16 protein-coding genes and 1 other RNA gene are annotated in these 17712 nt (G+C 69.8%); 6 read left to right on the top strand and 11 right to left on the bottom strand.

The genetic code is table 11. The features are described from left to right. Positions 1-67 precede the first annotated feature (67 nt). Positions 68-2773: a DNA mismatch repair protein MutS gene (mutS, locus tag E6N53_RS06165; RefSeq protein ID WP_236642325.1), complete on the top strand. Its 2706-nt coding sequence runs from the start codon at positions 68-70 to the stop codon at positions 2771-2773. Beyond that, the gene (mutL, locus tag E6N53_RS06170) at positions 2751-4394 is read left to right on the top strand and encodes a DNA mismatch repair endonuclease MutL (RefSeq protein ID WP_142857753.1); all 1644 of its coding nucleotides are present in this window, start codon (positions 2751-2753) and stop codon (positions 4392-4394) included. The genes mutS and mutL overlap by 23 nt, the downstream gene beginning before the upstream one ends. 31 nt (positions 4395-4425) lie before the next feature. Here the strand turns inward: mutL and E6N53_RS06175 are convergent, their stop codons facing one another. The 3 genes from E6N53_RS06175 to rnpB all read right to left on the bottom strand — a co-directional run bounded on the left by E6N53_RS06175 (position 4426) and on the right by rnpB (position 6385). Beyond that, on the bottom strand, positions 4426-4764 hold the full coding sequence (locus E6N53_RS06175) for a DUF7573 domain-containing protein (protein WP_142857755.1): 339 nt from the start codon (positions 4762-4764) through the stop codon (positions 4426-4428). Between the two features lie 38 nt (positions 4765-4802). Next, the gene (locus E6N53_RS06180) at positions 4803-5888 is read right to left on the bottom strand and encodes a matrixin family metalloprotease (protein WP_142857757.1); all 1086 of its coding nucleotides are present in this window, start codon (positions 5886-5888) and stop codon (positions 4803-4805) included. A 92-nt stretch (positions 5889-5980) separates the two neighbouring features. Next, an RNA gene (rnpB, locus tag E6N53_RS06185) (RNase P RNA component) lies at positions 5981-6385 on the bottom strand. A gap of 176 nt (positions 6386-6561) precedes the next feature. Here rnpB and E6N53_RS06190 point away from each other — a divergent pair. After that, a complete protein-coding gene (locus tag E6N53_RS06190) occupies positions 6562-7164 on the top strand; it encodes a TIGR00296 family protein (protein WP_136589655.1) in 603 nt (200 codons plus the stop codon). A gap of 197 nt (positions 7165-7361) precedes the next feature. Here the strand turns inward: E6N53_RS06190 and E6N53_RS06195 are convergent, their stop codons facing one another. The 3 genes from E6N53_RS06195 to E6N53_RS06205 form a co-directional block, all read right to left on the bottom strand. After that, entirely contained in the window at positions 7362-7874 is a 513-nt protein-coding gene (locus tag E6N53_RS06195) for a GNAT family N-acetyltransferase (protein WP_142857759.1), read from the bottom strand. A 34-nt stretch (positions 7875-7908) separates the two neighbouring features. Beyond that, positions 7909-9063, bottom strand: a complete 1155-nt coding sequence (locus E6N53_RS06200) for a nicotinate phosphoribosyltransferase (protein ID WP_142857762.1) — start codon at positions 9061-9063, stop codon at positions 7909-7911. A 351-nt stretch (positions 9064-9414) separates the two neighbouring features. Next, entirely contained in the window at positions 9415-10863 is a 1449-nt protein-coding gene (locus tag E6N53_RS06205; RefSeq protein ID WP_142857764.1) for an Hvo_1808 family surface protein, read from the bottom strand. 117 nt (positions 10864-10980) lie between these two features. Here E6N53_RS06205 and E6N53_RS06210 point away from each other — a divergent pair, with 117 nt between their 5' ends. Then, the gene (locus E6N53_RS06210) at positions 10981-11559 is read left to right on the top strand and encodes a cysteine hydrolase family protein (protein ID WP_142857766.1); all 579 of its coding nucleotides are present in this window, start codon (positions 10981-10983) and stop codon (positions 11557-11559) included. 8 nt (positions 11560-11567) lie between these two features. Here the strand turns inward: E6N53_RS06210 and E6N53_RS06215 are convergent, their stop codons facing one another. Continuing rightward, positions 11568-12095, bottom strand: a complete 528-nt coding sequence (locus E6N53_RS06215; protein ID WP_142857768.1) for a PaaI family thioesterase — start codon at positions 12093-12095, stop codon at positions 11568-11570. Positions 12096-12140: 45 nt separating this feature from the next. Further along, positions 12141-13040, bottom strand: a complete 900-nt coding sequence (locus tag E6N53_RS06220) for a DUF8155 domain-containing protein (RefSeq protein WP_142857770.1) — start codon at positions 13038-13040, stop codon at positions 12141-12143. A gap of 95 nt (positions 13041-13135) precedes the next feature. On the opposite strand from E6N53_RS06220, the gene E6N53_RS06225 reads away from it, so the two are divergent. After that, complete coding sequence (locus E6N53_RS06225; protein ID WP_142857772.1) at positions 13136-13852, top strand: lipoate--protein ligase family protein; 717 nt, start codon at positions 13136-13138, stop codon at positions 13850-13852. 48 nt (positions 13853-13900) lie between these two features. Then, complete coding sequence (locus tag E6N53_RS06230) at positions 13901-15265, top strand: dihydroorotase (protein ID WP_142857774.1); 1365 nt, start codon at positions 13901-13903, stop codon at positions 15263-15265. A gap of 18 nt (positions 15266-15283) precedes the next feature. Here E6N53_RS06230 and E6N53_RS06235 read toward each other — a convergent pair whose 3' ends face one another. The 3 genes from E6N53_RS06235 to E6N53_RS06245 are packed head-to-tail and all read right to left on the bottom strand — an operon-like array spanning position 15284 to position 17675. Continuing rightward, entirely contained in the window at positions 15284-15679 is a 396-nt protein-coding gene (locus E6N53_RS06235; protein WP_236642312.1) for a DUF7268 family protein, read from the bottom strand. A 12-nt stretch (positions 15680-15691) separates the two neighbouring features. Then, positions 15692-16630 carry an ABC transporter permease gene (locus tag E6N53_RS06240; protein ID WP_136589646.1) on the bottom strand — a complete coding sequence of 313 codons (939 nt, stop codon included), beginning with the start codon at positions 16628-16630 and terminating at the stop codon, positions 15692-15694. A gap of 1 nt (position 16631) precedes the next feature. Continuing rightward, positions 16632-17675, bottom strand: coding sequence for an ABC transporter permease (locus E6N53_RS06245; protein ID WP_136589645.1), 1044 nt, complete (start codon positions 17673-17675; stop codon positions 16632-16634). Positions 17676-17712: the final 37 nt, after the last annotated feature.

A 17712-nucleotide genomic window follows, 5' to 3' on the forward strand; every position in this document is an offset into this window, starting at 1 on the left:
GGCCGGAGCACACGGGTCGGCTGCGGGCGACGACGCGCCGGACCCCGCACTCGGCGCACCGCACGAGATGCTCGACGTGCGCGAGGACCTGACGCCGATGATGGCCCAGTACACCGACCTCTGTGAGGCCCACGACGACGCGCTCGTCCTCTTTCAGGTGGGCGACTTCTACGAGGCGTTCTGTGCCGCGGCGGAGACCGTCGCGCGCGTCTGTGAGGTGACGCTCACGAAGCGGGAGGACTCCACCGGCCGCTATCCGATGGCCGGCGTCCCCATCGACAACGCGGCGTCGTACGTCGAACGGCTGCTCGACGCCGGCTATCGCGTCGCGCTCGCCGACCAGGTCCAGCCCGCCGAGGAGGCGTCGGGGCTGGTCGACCGCGCCGTCACCCAACTCGTCACGCCGGGTACGCTCGTCGACGACGCGTATCTGGAGGGGAGCACGGCGAACTATCTCGCGGCGCTCGTGCGGGAGGCGGCGGGGACGGAAGCGACGTACGGCCTCGCACTCGTCGACGTCTCCACCGGCGAATGCCTCGTCACGAGCGGGAGCCGCGAGACGGTCTCGGAGGAACTCGAACGGCGCTCCCCGGCGGAACTGCTCACCGGTCCCGAACTCGACGACGTCGGGGCGGACCTCGTCCCCGAGGCGATGCACACCTCGTACGACCCCTCCGTCTTCGAGCACGACACGGCCAGGGCACACCTGCGGCGCTACGCCCGCCCGGACGTGGTCCTCGCCAACGACGCCGAGGTCCGTGCGACGGGTGCGGTCCTCGCGTACGCCGAGTACACCCAGGGCGGCGACCATCTCGACTACGTCTCCCGAGTCACCCGGTTCGACGCCCGGGAGTCGATGCGGCTGGACGCGACGGCGCTCGCGAGTCTCGAACTGTTCGAGTCGCGCTCGCGGTCGGGCCACACCCTGATGGGGACGCTCGACGAGACGGCGTGTGCGCTCGGTCGCCGCCGCCTCGAGGCGTGGCTCCGCCGGCCGACGGTCGACCGGCACGAGGCGGAGGCGCGACTCGACGCGGTCGAGGCACTTTCCAGGGAGGGCGTCGTCCGCGAGACGCTCCACGACCGGTTGCGGGAGGTGTACGACCTCGAACGGCTCGTCGGTCGGGTCTCTCGGGGGCGGGCGAACGCCCGGGACCTCCGCTCGTTGGCGACGACACTGGCTGTCGTGCCCGACCTGCGCGAGGCGCTCGCCGCGCTCGACCACGACTCGGCGCGGCTCGCCGACCTGACCGACCGACTCGACGACTGCGGTGACGTCCGCTCGCTCGTCGAGGAGGCCATCGTGCCCGACCCGCCCCAGGAAGTGACCGACGGCGGTGTCGTCCGAGAGGGGTTCGACGCCGAACTCGACGACATCCGGGCGACCGAGCGCGAGGGGCGTGCGTGGGTCTCGCAACTCGAAGCGACCGAGCGCGAGCGGACCGGCATCGACTCGCTGGAGGTGGGGTACACCCAGGTCCACGGCTACTACATCGAGGTGACGAACCCGAACCTCGAGCGGGTCCCCGAGGACTACACCCGCCGTCAGACGCTGAAGAACTCCGAGCGGTTCTACACCCCCGAACTCAAACGCCGCGAGGACGAGATCCTCTCGGCGTCCGAGCGGGCTGACGCGCTCGAGTACGAGGTCTTCTGTGAGGTACGCGCTTCGGTCGCCGACGAGGGCGAACGGCTCCAGGCGCTCGCGGACGTGTTGGCGGAACTGGACGTCCTCGTCGCGTTCGCGACCATCGCGGTCGACCGCGACTACGTCCGCCCGACCTTCGGGGCCGAGGCCATCGAAATCGAGGCGGGACGTCACCCCGTCGTCGAACGGACGACCGAGTTCGTCCCGAACGGGATCGACTTCTCGCAGGGAGACGTCGCGCTCATCACCGGGCCGAACATGTCGGGCAAGTCGACGTACATGCGACAGGTCGCACTCACGTGCGTCATGGCCCAGGCAGGGAGTTTCGTCCCCGCCTCGCGCGCATCCCTGCGCGTCGTCGACCGGGTGTTCACCCGCGTCGGCGCTTCCGACGACATCGCGGGCGGACAGTCGACGTTCATGCGCGAGATGGCCGAACTGACCGACATCCTCCACGCCGCCACCGACCGGTCGCTCGTCCTCCTCGACGAGGTGGGACGGGGGACGGCGACGACCGACGGCCTCGCCATCGCCCGGGCGACGACGGAGTTCATCCACGACGAGGTCGGTGCGTCGACGCTCTTTGCCACCCACTACCACGAACTGACCGGCCTCGAAGCCGAGTACGACGGCGTGTTTACGCTGCACTTCACGGCCGACCGCGACGCCGACGGCGTGACGTTCCTCCACCGCGTCGCCGAGGGCCCCTCGTCGTCGTCGTACGGCGTGGAGGTGGCTCGACTCGCCGGCGTGCCCGACCGGGTCGTCGAGCGGGCGCGCGCCCTGGTCGAGGCGGCCGACCGCCACGAGGCGGCCGAACGCGACCCCGACACGGCCGACCCCTCGCGTCACGCCGCGACGAACGGCGAGCACGTGCGGACGTCCACCGACGCCGACTCGGCCGAAAAGGCCTTCTCGAAGCCCCGCCAAACCAGCGGTGGCCGCGCGAAGTCAGCGCCACTGCCCGACCCGTCGCGGGACTCTCACGGCGACCCGAACCACGTCGTCGGTGGGGTCCTCGCGGACATCGAACGCCTCGACGTCGCCCGCACGACGCCGATGGACGCCCTCAGCCTCCTCCACGAACTCCAGCGGAGACTCGATGACGCAGATCAGGAGACTTGACCCCGAGACGAAGCGACGAATCGCCGCCGGCGAGGTCGTCACGCGACCCGTCGACGTCGTGAGAGAACTCGTCGAGAACAGCCTCGACGCCGGCGCGTCCCGTATCCAGGTGGCCGTCGGCGGCGACGGCACCGACCTGATTCGTGTCCGAGACGACGGCCACGGGATGCGCCGCGAGGACGCCGCCCTCGCGGTCGAGCGTCACACCACGTCGAAGCTCTCCGGCCCCGACGACGTCGAGCGAGTCTCGACGCTCGGGTTCCGCGGCGAGGCGCTCCCGAGCATCGCCCAGGTCGCCGACCTCACTGTGACGACGAACGACGGCGGACCGCGCGGGACACGCGTCCACGTGTCCGCGGGGCGTGTCGAGACGGAAGCCGCGGGCCGTGCCCGGGGGACGACCGTCGAGGTGCGCGACCTCTTCTCGAATCGCCCGGCACGCCGGAAGCATCTCTCCTCGGCGAAGGCGGAGTTCGCCCGCGTCTCGAAGCTCCTCTCGCGCTACGCGCTCTGTCACGCGGACACTCGCGTGTCGCTCTCGCACGACGGCCGCGAGACGTTCTCGACACCCGGGTCGGGCGACACTGACGCCCTCCTGGGCGTGTACGACAGGACCGTCGCCGGGCAGTCGACGACGTTCTCCTTCGTCGGCGACGACGGCGACGGCGACGAGGCGCGCGTCGACGGCGTCCTCTGTTACCCGTCGGTCACGCGCGCCACCCGCGACCACGTCCACGTCGCGGTCAACGGGCGTCCGCTCGCGGACGAATCACTCAGGCGGGCCGTCGTCGCGGGCTACGGCTCGCTCCTCGCGGGTGACCGTGCGCCCATCGCCGTCGTCCGGGTGACGCTCCCGCCGGCGGCGGTAGACCACAACGTCCACCCCGCGAAGGCCGAGGTCTCCTTCCGCGACGACGCCGTCGACGAGTACGTCGAACAGGCGGTGAGCGAGGCGCTGTCGACGGCGGACCTCCGTCGGAGTGGCGAGGTGGCGATGGACCTCGAGACGAGTCTGCAACCGCTCGACGGCGAGTCACGGCTCGGCGACGTCACGGTCATCGGCCAGTTCCGCGAGTTGTACCTGCTCTGTGCGGCCGGCGACGAACTCCTCGTCGTCGACCAGCACGCCGCTCACGAACGCATCAACTACGAACGGCTTCGCGCCGCCGTCGGTGACGTCCCCTCCGCCGAGGTGACGCCCCCTGTCACGCTCTCGGTGTCGGCTGCGGAGGCGTCACTCGTCGACGCACTCGCCGACGACCTCCGGGCGCTGGGCTACGAGGCGTCGACGTTCGGCGGGAGGGCCGTCCGCGTCTCTCGTGTCCCCGCCCCGCTCGGCCGGACCGCAGCCCCCGAGTCGTTGCGGACGGTGCTCGCCGCGCTCGACGGCGACGGAGAGACGCCGGCGGACGTCCGCGACGAGTTGCTGAAGGACCTCGCGTGTCACCCGTCGCTCAAAGCGGGGGAGACGCTCTCCACCGAGGTGGGAGAACGACTACTGGACCGGCTGGGCTCCTGCGAACAGCCCTACGCCTGCCCGCACGGCCGACCGACGATTCTCGCGCTCGACGAGGAGACACTGGTCCGCGGCTTCGAGCGCGGGAACACCCGACTCGGGTGAGCACCCCTCACCAGACTCGGGCGAGCCCCCTTCACCACTCCTTGCAGTCGGCGCAGACGAACTGGTCGCCGTCGAACCACTGCGCGTTCGCGTGCGTCCCGCAGACGGGACAGTCGTCACCGTCGGGCGACCACCGGTACGTCGCCCGTGGGAGGCGCTCGTCGTCGCGGTCGGTCTCGTCTCCGCTGCCCGCGGCCTCGTCGGCCTCCCGTCCGTCCGTGGCCGCGGTCACGTCCTCGACAGCGGCCGACGCGTCCGGGTCGACCGCCGTCGGCTGACTCGATTCGGCGTCGTCACGTCCGCTGCCCGCGGTCTCGTCTGCGCCGTTGCTCACCGAGACGAACTCGTCCAGCGACCGGTCCCGACCCATACGTCGGCTACGGGCGAGCAGTTAATTAAGCGCCACGCTCACGCCCACCACTCGCTCCGGCGTTCCTGGTAGGAGGCGTTTCGGAACACGGGCGGCTTATCGGCGTCCGCCTCCGCGCCGAACGCGATGGCGAGCCAGTAGCCAGTGTGCCACCCGACGGCGTCGGTGTCGATAGCCACCACGGTAACCGTGAACTGCGCGTAGCGCTCGCTGGCACCGTCGCCGTCGGGGTCGGGTCCGCGGCTCGACCCGCAGGAGCCGGACCCCGCGGTACACGGCGACGCCGAGGCGTAGCGAACGACGAGGTCGGCGTCGGAGTCGTCGACGACGCTGAAGGTGAGGTTGTCGGGCATCCCGGGTGCACCGCGTTCGTAGTAGTCGAGCGCGGCGCGAACCTGCGTTCGTGCCGCTGTGGGGTCCGGTGCCTCGTCGACGTCGACGTAGACCGTGAAGTCGCTGTCGGCCCACGGGAACCCCCGTTCGGTCGCGTTCGGCTGCGGGAGCGTGGTGAGCGTCACTCCGGTTCGCATCACTGCCTGGGGCTCGTCGTCGTGTCCCAGCCCGAGTGTGTGGCCGAGTTCGTGCGAGACCACCTGGACCGTCGACTCGTCGGAGAGTCCCCGCTTGACCTCGACGGTGACCGGGCGGTCGACCTGGGCCGCGCTCGTGATGTACGGCGCACAGCCGGCGGTGTGGTCCGACCGCTTACAGCCGGTGACCTCGTCGACGAACCGCACGACGAGGTCTGGCTCGGCCGCGTTCGGGCGGACCTCGTAGTCGATGGGGTAGCCGGCGTACTGCGTCGCGTTCGCCTCCCAGAACGCCGCGGCGCGGCGGACGAGCGGGGCGACGTCGCGGTCCGGCGACCCCTCGATGGCGACGACGACAGGCGCTGTCCCCCAGGGACTCTCCGTCGCCGGGGCGGTTCCGGCGCTCTCCTCGTCCGAGTCGGCCGCGTCGCTACTCGCCGTTGCCGCCGTCGCTGCGGGCTCGGATCCGGACCCGGCCGCCGGACGCTCGCCGTCCTGCGCGAGCGTGTCGGGGGCGACCCCACCCAGACAGCCCGCGAGGACGACGACGAGGACGAGTGCGAGCGAGCGTGCGTGGGTCGCGTGCCGGGACATCTAGGTGGCCTGTGGGACGTCGGTACACAAATCCCTTCTCCCGCCGGTCTCACGTTCGAACTTCGAGAGCGCTGGCGCTCTGCGGTGTGAGCGGCTGAGAGGAGTAAGCCCCCTTCTGTTCGTCCCGGCATTCAGCTGAGCGTCCGCGTCCTCCTCGGACGGGGTCCGAGGGCACGTCGAGGACGTGCTCGTCCGGACTACCTGACGGCGCGGACTTGCACCGGTGAGGATTCGCCGTTCCATCCGTTCTCGGCCCGCGGCTCGCGGGCGATGCCCGCTCGCAGACGAGGGACGAAGTCCCTCGCGGCCCTCGGTGGGTTAACTCCCCTTCCTCGCGGTCGGGTTCGCGCACCTCATCGGTCGGACCGAGGGGTCTCGTTTCTGTTCCAGAGCCAGCCGTCTCCGACTCCGGGCTTGCGCCCGGTCACCTGTCCGGACGGTGGGGGGACTTTCCTCATGGCCGGCGGTGCGGCCACGGGAACCGGGCTCTCTCTGCCACCGTATCGTACTCCGTGGCCGTGGTTAAGGGGTTCGGTGTCCACAGCGCCGCCGCCGACCACGGTGACCGACCGAGTACGACGCGTGCTATGCCCTCACGAGGGTGAAATAAACCCTCACGATTCTTCTTGTGTGAAAGGAAGGGTTCAAGTCGTCAGGCACCATCGTAAGGTGTATGTCGGAGGCGCAGACCGTTCGCCTTACATACGAGGATGGGGCGCGTGCGGTCGAACTGGCCCGAGAATCCGTCGAATCGTACGTTCTGCACGGCCAACGAGAGCAACCGGGGAGTATGCGTGACGCCTTTTACGCCCGCACCGGTGCGTTCGTTCGACTCCAGTCCACACGTGGACGGGGGCGCCTGCGCGGCTGTGCGGGGGCGTATCGAGGAAAAGACCAACTGGGCCACGCCATCGTCGACGCGGCTATCCAGGCCGCGTCGGGCGATTCCTGTGGCTCCGAAATCGAATCCCAGGAACTGCCCCATCTGAACATCTCGGTCTGTATCGTCTGTAACCACCTTCTCACCAACGACCCACTCGCCGACCTCGAGCTGGGCCGCCACGGTGTCGCCGTCGACAGCGGCGGCAAGCACGGCTGGCTCTACCCCACGATTCCCGTCGAGAACGACTGGTCGAAAGAGGAGTACCTCACCCGCGTCTGCCGCAAGGCCAAGCTCTCACCGTTCGCCTGGCAGACCGACGACGCGATGGTCACCCTGTTCGAGGGACAGGTGTTCCGCGAGCGCAACGACGGCGGCAGCGTCGAAGAGCTGTAACCCGCGACCTTCTCCCCCGTGCTGAGAGACGGTGAAGCCGGCTCTACGTCCTGGAACCGGCCAGTTTCGAAGACGAGCGTCGGCCGCGTTTTCGTACGAGACCGTCTACAGACAGTGTGCTGCACACTGCGAATCGGCCCGACTGCTGGTCGTTCTCCTTCACCACGTGCGCAGACCCGGCACACTGGGACCCCGAGCTACCGTTCGGTCTGTTCGAACTCGGGCTGATACCTGACGACCCCTTCGACGCCGTCTACCGCGCCGTCGTGCAACGGTTTGACCATGAACGCTTCGTCAACACCGTACTCGTTACCGAGCCCGTACTCGCTCGCCCGTTCGAAGCCGAAGCGAGCGTAGTACCCGGGGTCGCCCAACACGACCACCGCGTCGACACCGGCCTCGCGACACGCTTCGAGACCGTGCTGAATCAGCAACGAGCCGACTCCCTCGTTCTGGTCTTCCGGGAGGACACCGACCGGTGCGAGCCCGACCAGTTCAACGGGCGCTCCGGACTCCTCGACGGTCGTTGGAGAGAACAGGACGTGGCCCACGATTCGGCCGTTCGCGACTGCCACGAGCGAGACCACGGCCTTGGTAGCGTCGTGTAGTCGCTGTACGATGTGTGCCTCCTCGGTCCGCCCGCCGAAGGCACGTCGATGCACCTCGAAGACGGCGTCGGCATCACTCGCCGTGAAGGGTCGTATCTCCATTGAGTGGTCTTTGACGGGAGTTATGTTGTATGCTTCACTCCTCGCCGTACCCACACAGGGCAGCGTCGGCCTCGGCCCGTGCCGCCGCCGCGTCGAGGCTCAGGTCGATGCCGTCGACGAGTTCGCCGTCCCGGATGAGCGGTTCGAGCAGGGCGTCGCCGTCTTCGGGAGCGGGGTCGTCTCGTCGGCGGACCTCGTGTCGACCGTCACCCGTTCGGTACACCTCCTTCACCCCTCCGAGCTTCCCGCGCTTCGCGCCCGCGACGCCCTCGACTTCGACGATGTCGAGCGCGAAGTCGACCGGGTTCGCGTTCGAGACGTACCCGCCGACGCCGAAGCCGTCGGCGACGTCACGGAGTTCGCGCAGGTCGGCGGGCCCGAGGCCCCCGCTGGCGAATATGTCGACGTCTTCGCGGCCGTCGCCGTCGAGCGCCCACCGGACCTCGCGGAGGATGTGTCGGAAGTCCCCGCGCCGCGAGGAGGTGGTGTCGAGACGGACGCTGTCGAGGCGGTCCATCGCCTCGACGGCGCGGCGCACCTCGTCGACCTCGTCGCTGTAGGTGTCACACAGCGCGACTCTGGGGACCGAGTCGTCGACGGTCTCGTCGAACGCCCGCCACGCGGCCTCCTGCTCGCCAGGGCCGAAACAAATCACGAGCGCGTGTGGCATCGTCCCCGACGCCTCCCTGCCCAGGACGTCACCGGCGGCGACGTGCGAGAACCCGTCGAGGCCGGCGACGAGGGCCGACCGTTCGACCATCGCGGCGATGGAGGGGTGGACGTGTCGCGCCCCGAACGAGAGCACGAGCGACTCGGGTGCGGCGGTCCGCACGTCGAGCGCGGCGGTGGCGACGCCGCTGGCGTGGCTCAGAAACCCCAGAAGAGCGGTCTCGTACCGGGCGAAGTCGAGGTAGTTCCCCGAGAGACGCATCACGGGGCCGCCGTCGAACAGTCGGCCCTCGGGGACGGTGTCGACGTCGACCGGCAGTCCGGTGAGGAGGTGCGCCGCGTCCTTCACGCCCGCGAGGAGTTCGAACCCCTCGCCCGAGAACTGGTCCGCCGTCACCTCCGCGACGACGTTGGGGTTCCGTCCGGCGGCTTCGAGCGTCTCCTCGGTCCGCTCGAAGTAGGCGTCGGTCGCCCGCCCGTCGGCGATGGCGTCGGGCGAGACGATGTCGAAGTCGGTCATACGGCCCGATTGCGAGGGTGACGTGAAAAGTTCACTCGTTCGTCCGGACCGTCCCGTGGGGACCGGACGAGGACCGGTCGCCTCTCAGCAGGCCGACCGCACGGGACACGGGCGCGGTGAGACCGCCCCTCACCCTCCCCAGCCGACTCGCTCGTTCACGTCGCTCACTCACTCGCCCCTCGCGCGAGTCGCTCACTCGTGTTGTTCGTTCGCTCCCGCGCGCCGACTGCTCACCCGTGGGGGCGTCGCGACTGCTACGTGGCGAGCCCTCTCGCGACGGTTCGAAGCGGTGAGTGCTCCAGTGGAGACGTGAGGACCGGGCGACGGCTCCGTCCGGCGTGGGCCGGGCGTTCAGCCCCGCGAGCGCACGTCGTCGAGGTCGTCGACCGTCGGCGCGTTGACGATTACGACGCGGGTCCCCTGTCGCGTCACGCGGAAGGCGTCGGCGTACGGCCCTTCGTCGATGACCCAGACGTTCGTCGCCTGCTGGCTGCCACCCTGTGCCCGGAGGATGGCGCGGTACGCCTCGAGGAACTCCCGGGCGTCTTCCTCGCTGTCCCACTCGGTCACCCAGACGTACCCGTACTCGGCGGTGGAGCCCGACCCCTTGTGGTAGGGGAAGACGCGGTCGTTGGCCCATCCCGTCGAGGGCGCTGCGGCGTAGTTGTACGTGTCGTAGGAACTCTCGGTCTCGAACAGGTCCTGTGGGTTGATGGTGTCGGCACCCGCCCGTGCTTGCGTCCAGAACATCGCGAAGATGGAGGCTTCGCCGACGGTGTCGGAGCCCTCGACGCCCTGTGATAGGTACCGTTCCCACTCACCGGTCGACCGGTCGCGGAAGTCGATGGGGACCGGCTCCTCGTCGGTGACGTGGATGACCTGCTCCGTCGACGTCGGGGGCGACTCGAACGCGTCGTTGACGGCGTCCCAGCCGCCCTCCTCGACGAGCGAGGCGACGTACACCGGACCGTCCGAGTACGGCTGGAACACCGTGAGGAGGATACCGAGATTCGGCGACGGACCGTCCGAGCCACCGCGCTGTGAGGGCGTCGAGACGCACTCCCACTCGCCGCTCGCACACCGGCGGGCGTACTCGCTCTCGACGTAGTTCGCGTCGCCCTCGACGAGCCCGTCGATGGCGAGGTCGCCGTCCTGTGTCTCGCCGCGGAACCGCTCGTCCGTGAGGTCGAACTGCTGGTCCTGGATGGCGTGGACGAGTTCGTGGACGAGCGTCGAGTTGCGGAGGACCGGCTCGTCGGGGTTCTCGGTGATGATCTTTATCTCGTCGTCGCCGGGCGCGTAGAAGCCGACGACGGAACTCCCCTGGGTGTCGGTGAGCGCCTGCTGGACGTTCGTGTCCTCACCCGTGATGAACAGCGCCTCCCACACCTGGTTGTTCCACGCCGCGAACTCGCTGTCCGCGGGCGTTCCGACCTCACGCGACCCGTTGCGGTACTCCGAGCGGGCGATGACCTCGACGGGCACCTCCGACTCGAACTCCAGCCCGCGGATGTACTCGACGCGCGCCATCGACCGCGCGACGAACGCGTCTAGCTCCTCGTCGGAGAGCCCGTCGGACTGGTCGACGTCGATCGATTCGTTGTACCAGTAGCCGGCTTCCCAGCCGAGTCGGTCGGACGCCGGGTCGGCGAGGTCGGACGCGCCCGCGTCGCCACCGTCCGTCTGTCCGTCTCCCGCCGACTCGCCGACCGGCGGCGGTCCCTCGGCGAAGGGTGCCGCACACCCCGCGAGAACCACGAGTGTGACGACGAGAAGCGACGAGAACTGCAACCGTCTCATACCCGAATCAAGAGGCGGACGCTGAAGAACCTTGTCAGGGTCGCCAGCCGTCGTCGCGCGACCCGCCGCCGTCAGTCCGCCGCCGGGCCTTTATCACCGACGGTCCTACACTCGCCCATGCCCGAGACGTTCGACCCATCACGAACGGCCGTCGTCGTGGTCGACATGCAACACGGCTTCTGTCATCCCGACGGGAGCCTCTACGCGCCGCCGAGTGGTGACGCCGTCGAACCGGTGACCGACCTCGTCGCCCGCGCCCGGGAGGCAGGTGCCCGCGTCGTCTACACCCGTGACGTCCACCCGCCCGAGCAGTTCGACGACGCCCACTACTACGACGAGTTCGACCGCTGGGGCGAACACGTCGTCGAGGGGACGTGGGACGCCGAACTCGTCGACGACCTCGACGTCGGCGAGGAGGACCTCGTCGTCGAGAAACACACCTACGACGCGTTCTACCAGACCCAACTGGAGGGGTGGCTCCGCGCGCGCGGCGTCGACGACCTGCTCGTCTGCGGCACCCTCGCGAACGTCTGCGTCCTCCACACCGCGGGCAGCGCCGGTCTCCGTGATTTCAAACCGGTCCTCGTGACCGACGCGCTCGGCTACCTCGAGGCCGAGCACAAGGCGTACGCGGTCGAGCACGCCGACTGGCTGTTCGGCGAGACGACGACGCTCGACGAAGTCGTCTTCGGGTGAGCCGCCGGTCAGTCGCCACCGACGCCGCCGTCTGCTTCACCCTCGCCGCCCGCCGACGCTCGGAAGAGGCGGTACGCCACCTGTCCCGTCGCGACCGGGTGGCTGTCGTCACCGTCGGGTGTGGGCCCCTCGACAGTCACCGTCGAGACGCCGATGCTCCCGCCCGCGCGGACCACCTCCGCGGTCGCCGTCAGGTCGCCCGAGGCCGGCCGGAGGTAGTTCACGTTGAGGTTCACCGTCGCCAGGTTCCCCGCCAGTGGGTCGTCGAACAGGGTGCGCTGGGCGATGGCCCCGGCGGTGTCGATGAGTGTCGCCGCGACGCCCCCGTGGACCTGTGGGGCCTCCGTCACCGCCTCCCGTTCTGCGTCCGTGGGCACGTCGTTGGTCAGTTTCTCGTCGAACGGAATCGACATCACCACGCGGCCGTACTCGACCGCATCGACCCGCGTCCCGAGCCACGAGAGGTAGCCGTGGCGGTCCTCGATGTACTCCTCGAACAGGCCGGTGACCGCCGGCGGAAACGCGTCCGTCGTCACGGGCGGTTCTCCGCCGTCACACGGCTTGTAGCCATCGGTGCCGCCTCAGCGAACGTGGACCTGTACCCGAACCCGCTCGCCGCGTTCGAACGCGTGGCCTGGGCAGACGACCTTCGCCCCGGCCGGTCCCGCACTGGCGAGAAACAGCGACAGGCCGTGGGCCCGCTCGCCACTGACCTCGAGTTCGACGTCGCGCCAGGCGACGGTCCGCCCGGTGCGGTCGCCGACGACCGTCCCGAGCAACGAGACCGGTCCTTCGGTCTCCGGTGACGCACCGAGGACGCCGCCGCCGTCGTAGTGCGGGAGGCCCCCGTCGAGGACGCCCGCGTGTTCCCCGTCGCCCTCCGCGCCGATTCCACACCACCCCTGCCCCGGATGCGTGGGCGCGTCGACGACGACGTACGTCTCGCCGGTCTCCCGCACGGTTCCCCGGCCGTCCCAGGCCAGTGGCCTCGGTACGACGGGGAGCGACACGGGCAGCGACCCCGAGGCGCGGTGGAGGTTCTGGCCCGTCGTCCGGAACCCGAGGTGGACGTGGTTGTCGACCCACGGGGCGAAGAAGCCCGACCGGACCATCTCTCCCAGTGAGTCGCCGACTTCGACCCTGTCGCCCGGGTCGACGCCCGGGTCGACGTGGAGGACGCGTGCGACCACCTGCTCACCGAGGCCCGCCGCCTCGCACCACGCCGGGTCGCAGTCGACGAGGACGAGGTGGTCGTGCTCGACGGCGTAGGGTTTCTGCGGCGTTCGCACCGTCTTCGTCTCCCGGACGGTCCCGCTCACCGGCGAGATGCCGTCGTTCGAGTCGGGGTAGAGGTCGATGGCACACCCCGCGTCGTGGGCGGGGTACGGCGAGTTGTACAGCGAGAGCCGGCGGAACGGGGCGAGCGATTCGGTCGGGAGGGTCACGTCGCGGCTCTCGTCCGCCCTCGGCTCGGCTTCCATACCCCCACCAGGGAGGAGACTCGTATGAGTGCGTCGGCCTCCCGCTCCGAAGCGCGGCAGACACCGTTAGGTAGCTCCGCTCCCTCCTCGCGTTCATGCGACTCGTCCGTGGCCGCGCCGACACGCCTTCGGAAGACCGTGCCGCGACAGCGACGATGCTGGCCCGTGCGGGTGCGACCGGCGAAGAGGCGTTCCGCGCGTGGACCCCGCACCGACAGGTCGCGTTCGGACGACGCGACACGCACGCGACCGGCTACGACCGAGCGTGTCGGGCCGCCCGCGAGCGGGGCTACGCCGTCCTCGAACGCAGCGTCGGCGGCCGCGCCGTCGCCTACACCGGGTCGACGGCCGCCTTCGCCCACGCGCTCCCGCTCGAAGACGCCCGCCGAGGGCTCACCGAACGGTACGAAGCGGGGGTCGACGGTGTCCTCGTCGCCCTCCACGACCTCGGGGTCGACGCGGCCCGCGGTGAACCCGAGAACGCGTTCTGTCCGGGCGACCACTCGGTTCGCCTCGCCGCGGGCGGGAAAATCGCCGGCATCGCCCAGCGTGTCCAGTCGGGGGCGGCGCTCGTCGCGGGGTGTGTCCTCGTCGACGGTCGCGAGGACCTCGTCGACGTGCTCACTCCGGTGTACGCGGCGCTCGACGTCCCGTTCGCCCCCGACTCCGTCGGCACGCTCGCGGACGCGGGCGGGCCGACCGACCCCGATTCGGTGTGTCGCGCGCTCGAACGCGCCTTCCTCGGCGACGAAGACGACCCCGACGTTCGGGTGGCGGCGGTCGCCGACCTCGTCCGCGCCGACGAGGCGTGAGCGGCCGAGACCACGGGGTTTACGAGCGCACGCAGGCGACCAGTTCTCATGCTCATCCGGGACGCCCGACTCGCTGACGGCCGGCGACGCGACGTTCGTGTCGACGGCGAACGCATCGCCGCAGTCGCCGCCGCGGAATCGCTTCACGCCGACGCCGACACCGACGCCGACACCGACACCGACGCCGACACCGACACCGACACCGACACCGACGAACCCGTCGTCGACGCCGACGGCCGCCTGCTCCTCCCCGGGGCCATCGACGTCCACGTGCACTTCCGACAGCCCGGCGACCCACACAAGGAGACGTGGGTGACCGGGTCGAAGAGCGCGGCCGCCGGCGGCGTCACGACCGCCGTCGACCAGCCGAACACGAACCCGCCGACGACGACGGGCGAGGCGTTCGAGGAGAAAGCGGCCCTCGCCTGCGACTCGCTCGTCGACTACGGCATCAACGGCGGCGTCACCGAGGAGTGGGACCCCGACTCGCTCTTCGCCTGCCCGCTCTTCGCCCTCGGCGAGGTGTTCCTCGCCGACTCGACGGGCGACATGGGTATCGACGCCGGCCTGTTCGCCGACGCGGTCGGCCGTGCCGCCGCGGCCGACGTTCCGGTCACGGTCCACGCCGAGGACGCCACGCTGTTCGACGAGTCGGCCCGCCAGGGGAACGCTGGCGGGACTGGTCGCGACGCCGACGCCGACCGCTGGAGCGCCTTTCGGACCGCCGACGCGGAGGCGGCGGCGGTCGAACGCGCCGTCGAGGTGGCCGCCGACTCTCGGGCGCAGGTCCACATCGCCCACACCTCGACGCCCGAAGGCATCGACGCCGCCGCCGCGGCCGGTGCCACCTGTGAGGTGTCGCCGCACCACCTCCTGCTCTCTCGCGACGACCTCGACGAGCTCGGGACCTACGGCCGGATGAACCCGCCCCTCCGGAGCGAAGAGCGCAGGCGGGCCGTCTTCGAGCGCGTCGTCGACGGGACGGTCGACATGGTCGCGACCGACCACGCGCCGCACACCGTCGCGGAGAAAGAACAGGGCCTGTGGGACGCACCCAGCGGTGTCCCGGGCGTCGAGACGATGCTCCCGCTGCTCCTCGAGGCGGCCCGGCGGGGCGAGCTCTCGTACGAACGCGTCCGCGACCTCACCGCGACGACCCCTGCTGAGGTGTTCGACCTCCCCCGAAAGGGGAGGGTCGAGGCGGGAGCCGACGCCGACCTCGTCCTCGTCGACCCCGACCGTCCGCGTGAGATACGCGGCGACGACCTCCACTCGAAGTGTGGGTGGACGCCGTTCGAGGGGTGGCAGGGCGTCTTCCCCGACCTGACGCTCGTCCGGGGGCACGTCGTCTACGAACGCGAGGACGGTGCCGACCGGTTCGGTGCCGCGGTGGGCGAGAACGTCCGCCGGTAAGAGGGACGACCCGCGCGCTCAGGCGTATCCGAGCGCCGTTCCGACGACCACCGCCGCGAGCATCACGCCCGCGCCGAACGCGCCGATTCGCGCCATCGCTCTCCGTGAATCGGTCTCGGTCCAGCCGCTGGCAGCGTCGAGGTGTGCCTGCATCGCTTCGAGGCTGGGGCCGGCGACCACGGACCCGGCCCAGCCGAGGAGGCCGAAGCCGAACGCGACGGTGCCGAGGAGAAAGCCCGTGTCCGCGGCGACGGCGACGCCCTCGACGAACGCGCCGCCCCCGACGCCGACAGCGCCGACGCCCCCACCGGCGAGCAGTGCGCTTCCGACGAGACGAACCCGCGCCCCGAGTGATGGCGTCGGCTCCCGGTGTGAGTCGTCACCGACCGACGACGCGGAGGGGGACGAAGCCATCGGGACGCTCCGTCAGTCGACCGCTTCGCGCATCCGTGGGTCGAGCGCGTCGCGCATTCCGTCGCCGAGCAGGTTGAATCCGAGCACCGTGATGGCGAGGAACAGCCCCGGGAAGAACGACATCCACCACTTCCCGGTGAGGAGGCCGTTCTCCACCCCGCGCGAGAGCATCAGCCCCCACGAGGGCGCGCCGGCCTGTGCGCCGAAGCCCAGGAACGAGAGCGCCGCGAGGTCGATGATGGCGAGACCGAAGTTCAGCGTCGACTGGACGGTGATGGGCGCGATGCAGTTCGGCAGCACGTGTCGGACCAGCACCCGGGGGTCCTTCGCGCCGAGTGCGACCGTCGCGTCGATGTACTCGTCCTCCATGACCTTGAGCGCGGCCCCCCGGACGACGCGGGCGAACCGGGGCGTGTAGACGAGTGTCAGCGCGAGCACGGCCTTCCACAGTCCCGCCCCGAAGATGGCCACGAGCGCCAGTGCGAGGAGGAGCGAGGGGAACGCGAGCAGCATGTCCATCGTCCGCATGATGACGTTGTCCGTCACGTCGCCGTAGTACGCGGCGATGATGCCGAGGCCGACCCCGAGCGCCGTCGACGCGCCGACGGTGATGGTCCCGAACTTCATCGCGAGCCACGCGCCGTACATCGTCCGCTGGAAGATGTCGCGGGCGGCGACGTCGGTCCCGAAGAGGTACTGGTTCCACGCGGCGGGGCCAGCCCACCCCGGCGGGTGGCGGTCGGGGATGCCCGTGCCGAGTTGGGAGGTGCCGAGCGCGTTCACGTCGAGGGTCACCCGGGCGACCACGGCGACGAGCAGCATCCCGAAGATGAGGCTGAGGCCGACGACGGCCAGTCGGTTCGACAGCAGGTTCGAGACGAACGGCGACGCCAGCAACCGGTCGAGGAAGCCGCGCGTGTCGTCCGTGGGTTGTGAGGTTTCGGTTGCCATGCTATTGGTCGATTCGCGGGTCGAGGTAGCTGTACGTGAGGTCGACGCCGAAGTTCACGAGCGTGAACAACAGCGCGAACGTGAGGACCGTTCCCTGCACCAGGGGGTAGTCGGAGGCCCCGATGGCGCTGACGAGCATGGTCCCGATGCCGCCGATGCCGAAGATGGTCTCCGTGAGCACCGCGCCACCGAGGAGGGTGCCGAACTGGATGCCGATGACGGTCACGACCGGGATCAAGGCGTTCTGGAAGCCGTGTTTCATCACGGTAATCTTCGCGCCCTGGCCCTTCGCGCGGGCCGTCCGCATGTAGTCCTGTCTGACCACCTCCAGCATCGACGAGCGCATCATCCGCGAGATGAGCGCCATCGAGTAGACGCCGAGGACCGCCACCGGCAACAGGAGGTGTCTGACGGCGGAGACGAACGCGTCGACGTTCCCCAGCAGGATGGTGTCGATGGTGACCATCCCTGTGAGCGGGAGTTCGGTGCCGAACAGCGTCCACGAGTCGGCGAGGAAGATGGTCGAGCCGATGCGACCGCTCGTCGGCAGGATGCCCAGGTAGGTCGAAAACAGCAGGATGAGAAGCGGGCCCGACCAGAAGATGGGGACCGAGATGCCGGTCAGTGCGCCGATACGAGTGAGGTGGTCGGTCAGCGAGTCCTGCTTCACGGCGGAGAGCACACCCAGCGGGATGCCGAACAGTGCGCCGGCGATCTGCCCGTAAATCGCGAGTTCGATGGTGACCGGCAGGCGGTCTGTGAGCACGTCGCGGACGGGCGTCCCCTGTGAAATCTTGTACGACTGGCCGAAGTCGAACGTCGCGGCGTCGCCGAGGAACCGGACGTACTGAATCCACAGCGGGTCGTTGAGCCCGAGTTCGGCACGGACCTGCATCACCTGTTCCGCCGAGGCCCGCTGGCCGACGATGACCCGCGCGGGGTCGCCCGGTGCGAGCTGTAAGATGGCGAACACGAGAGACGCCACGCCGAACAGCACCGGCACCAAGAGCAGCAGGCGTTTGATGAGAAACCGTTTGGAGACCATACGACGAGTGGTGTGGAAGGGGCCCTGTTAAGCGTTC

The organism is Salinigranum halophilum (assembly GCF_007004735.1).
Classification (GTDB): domain Archaea; phylum Halobacteriota; class Halobacteria; order Halobacteriales; family Haloferacaceae; genus Salinigranum; species Salinigranum halophilum.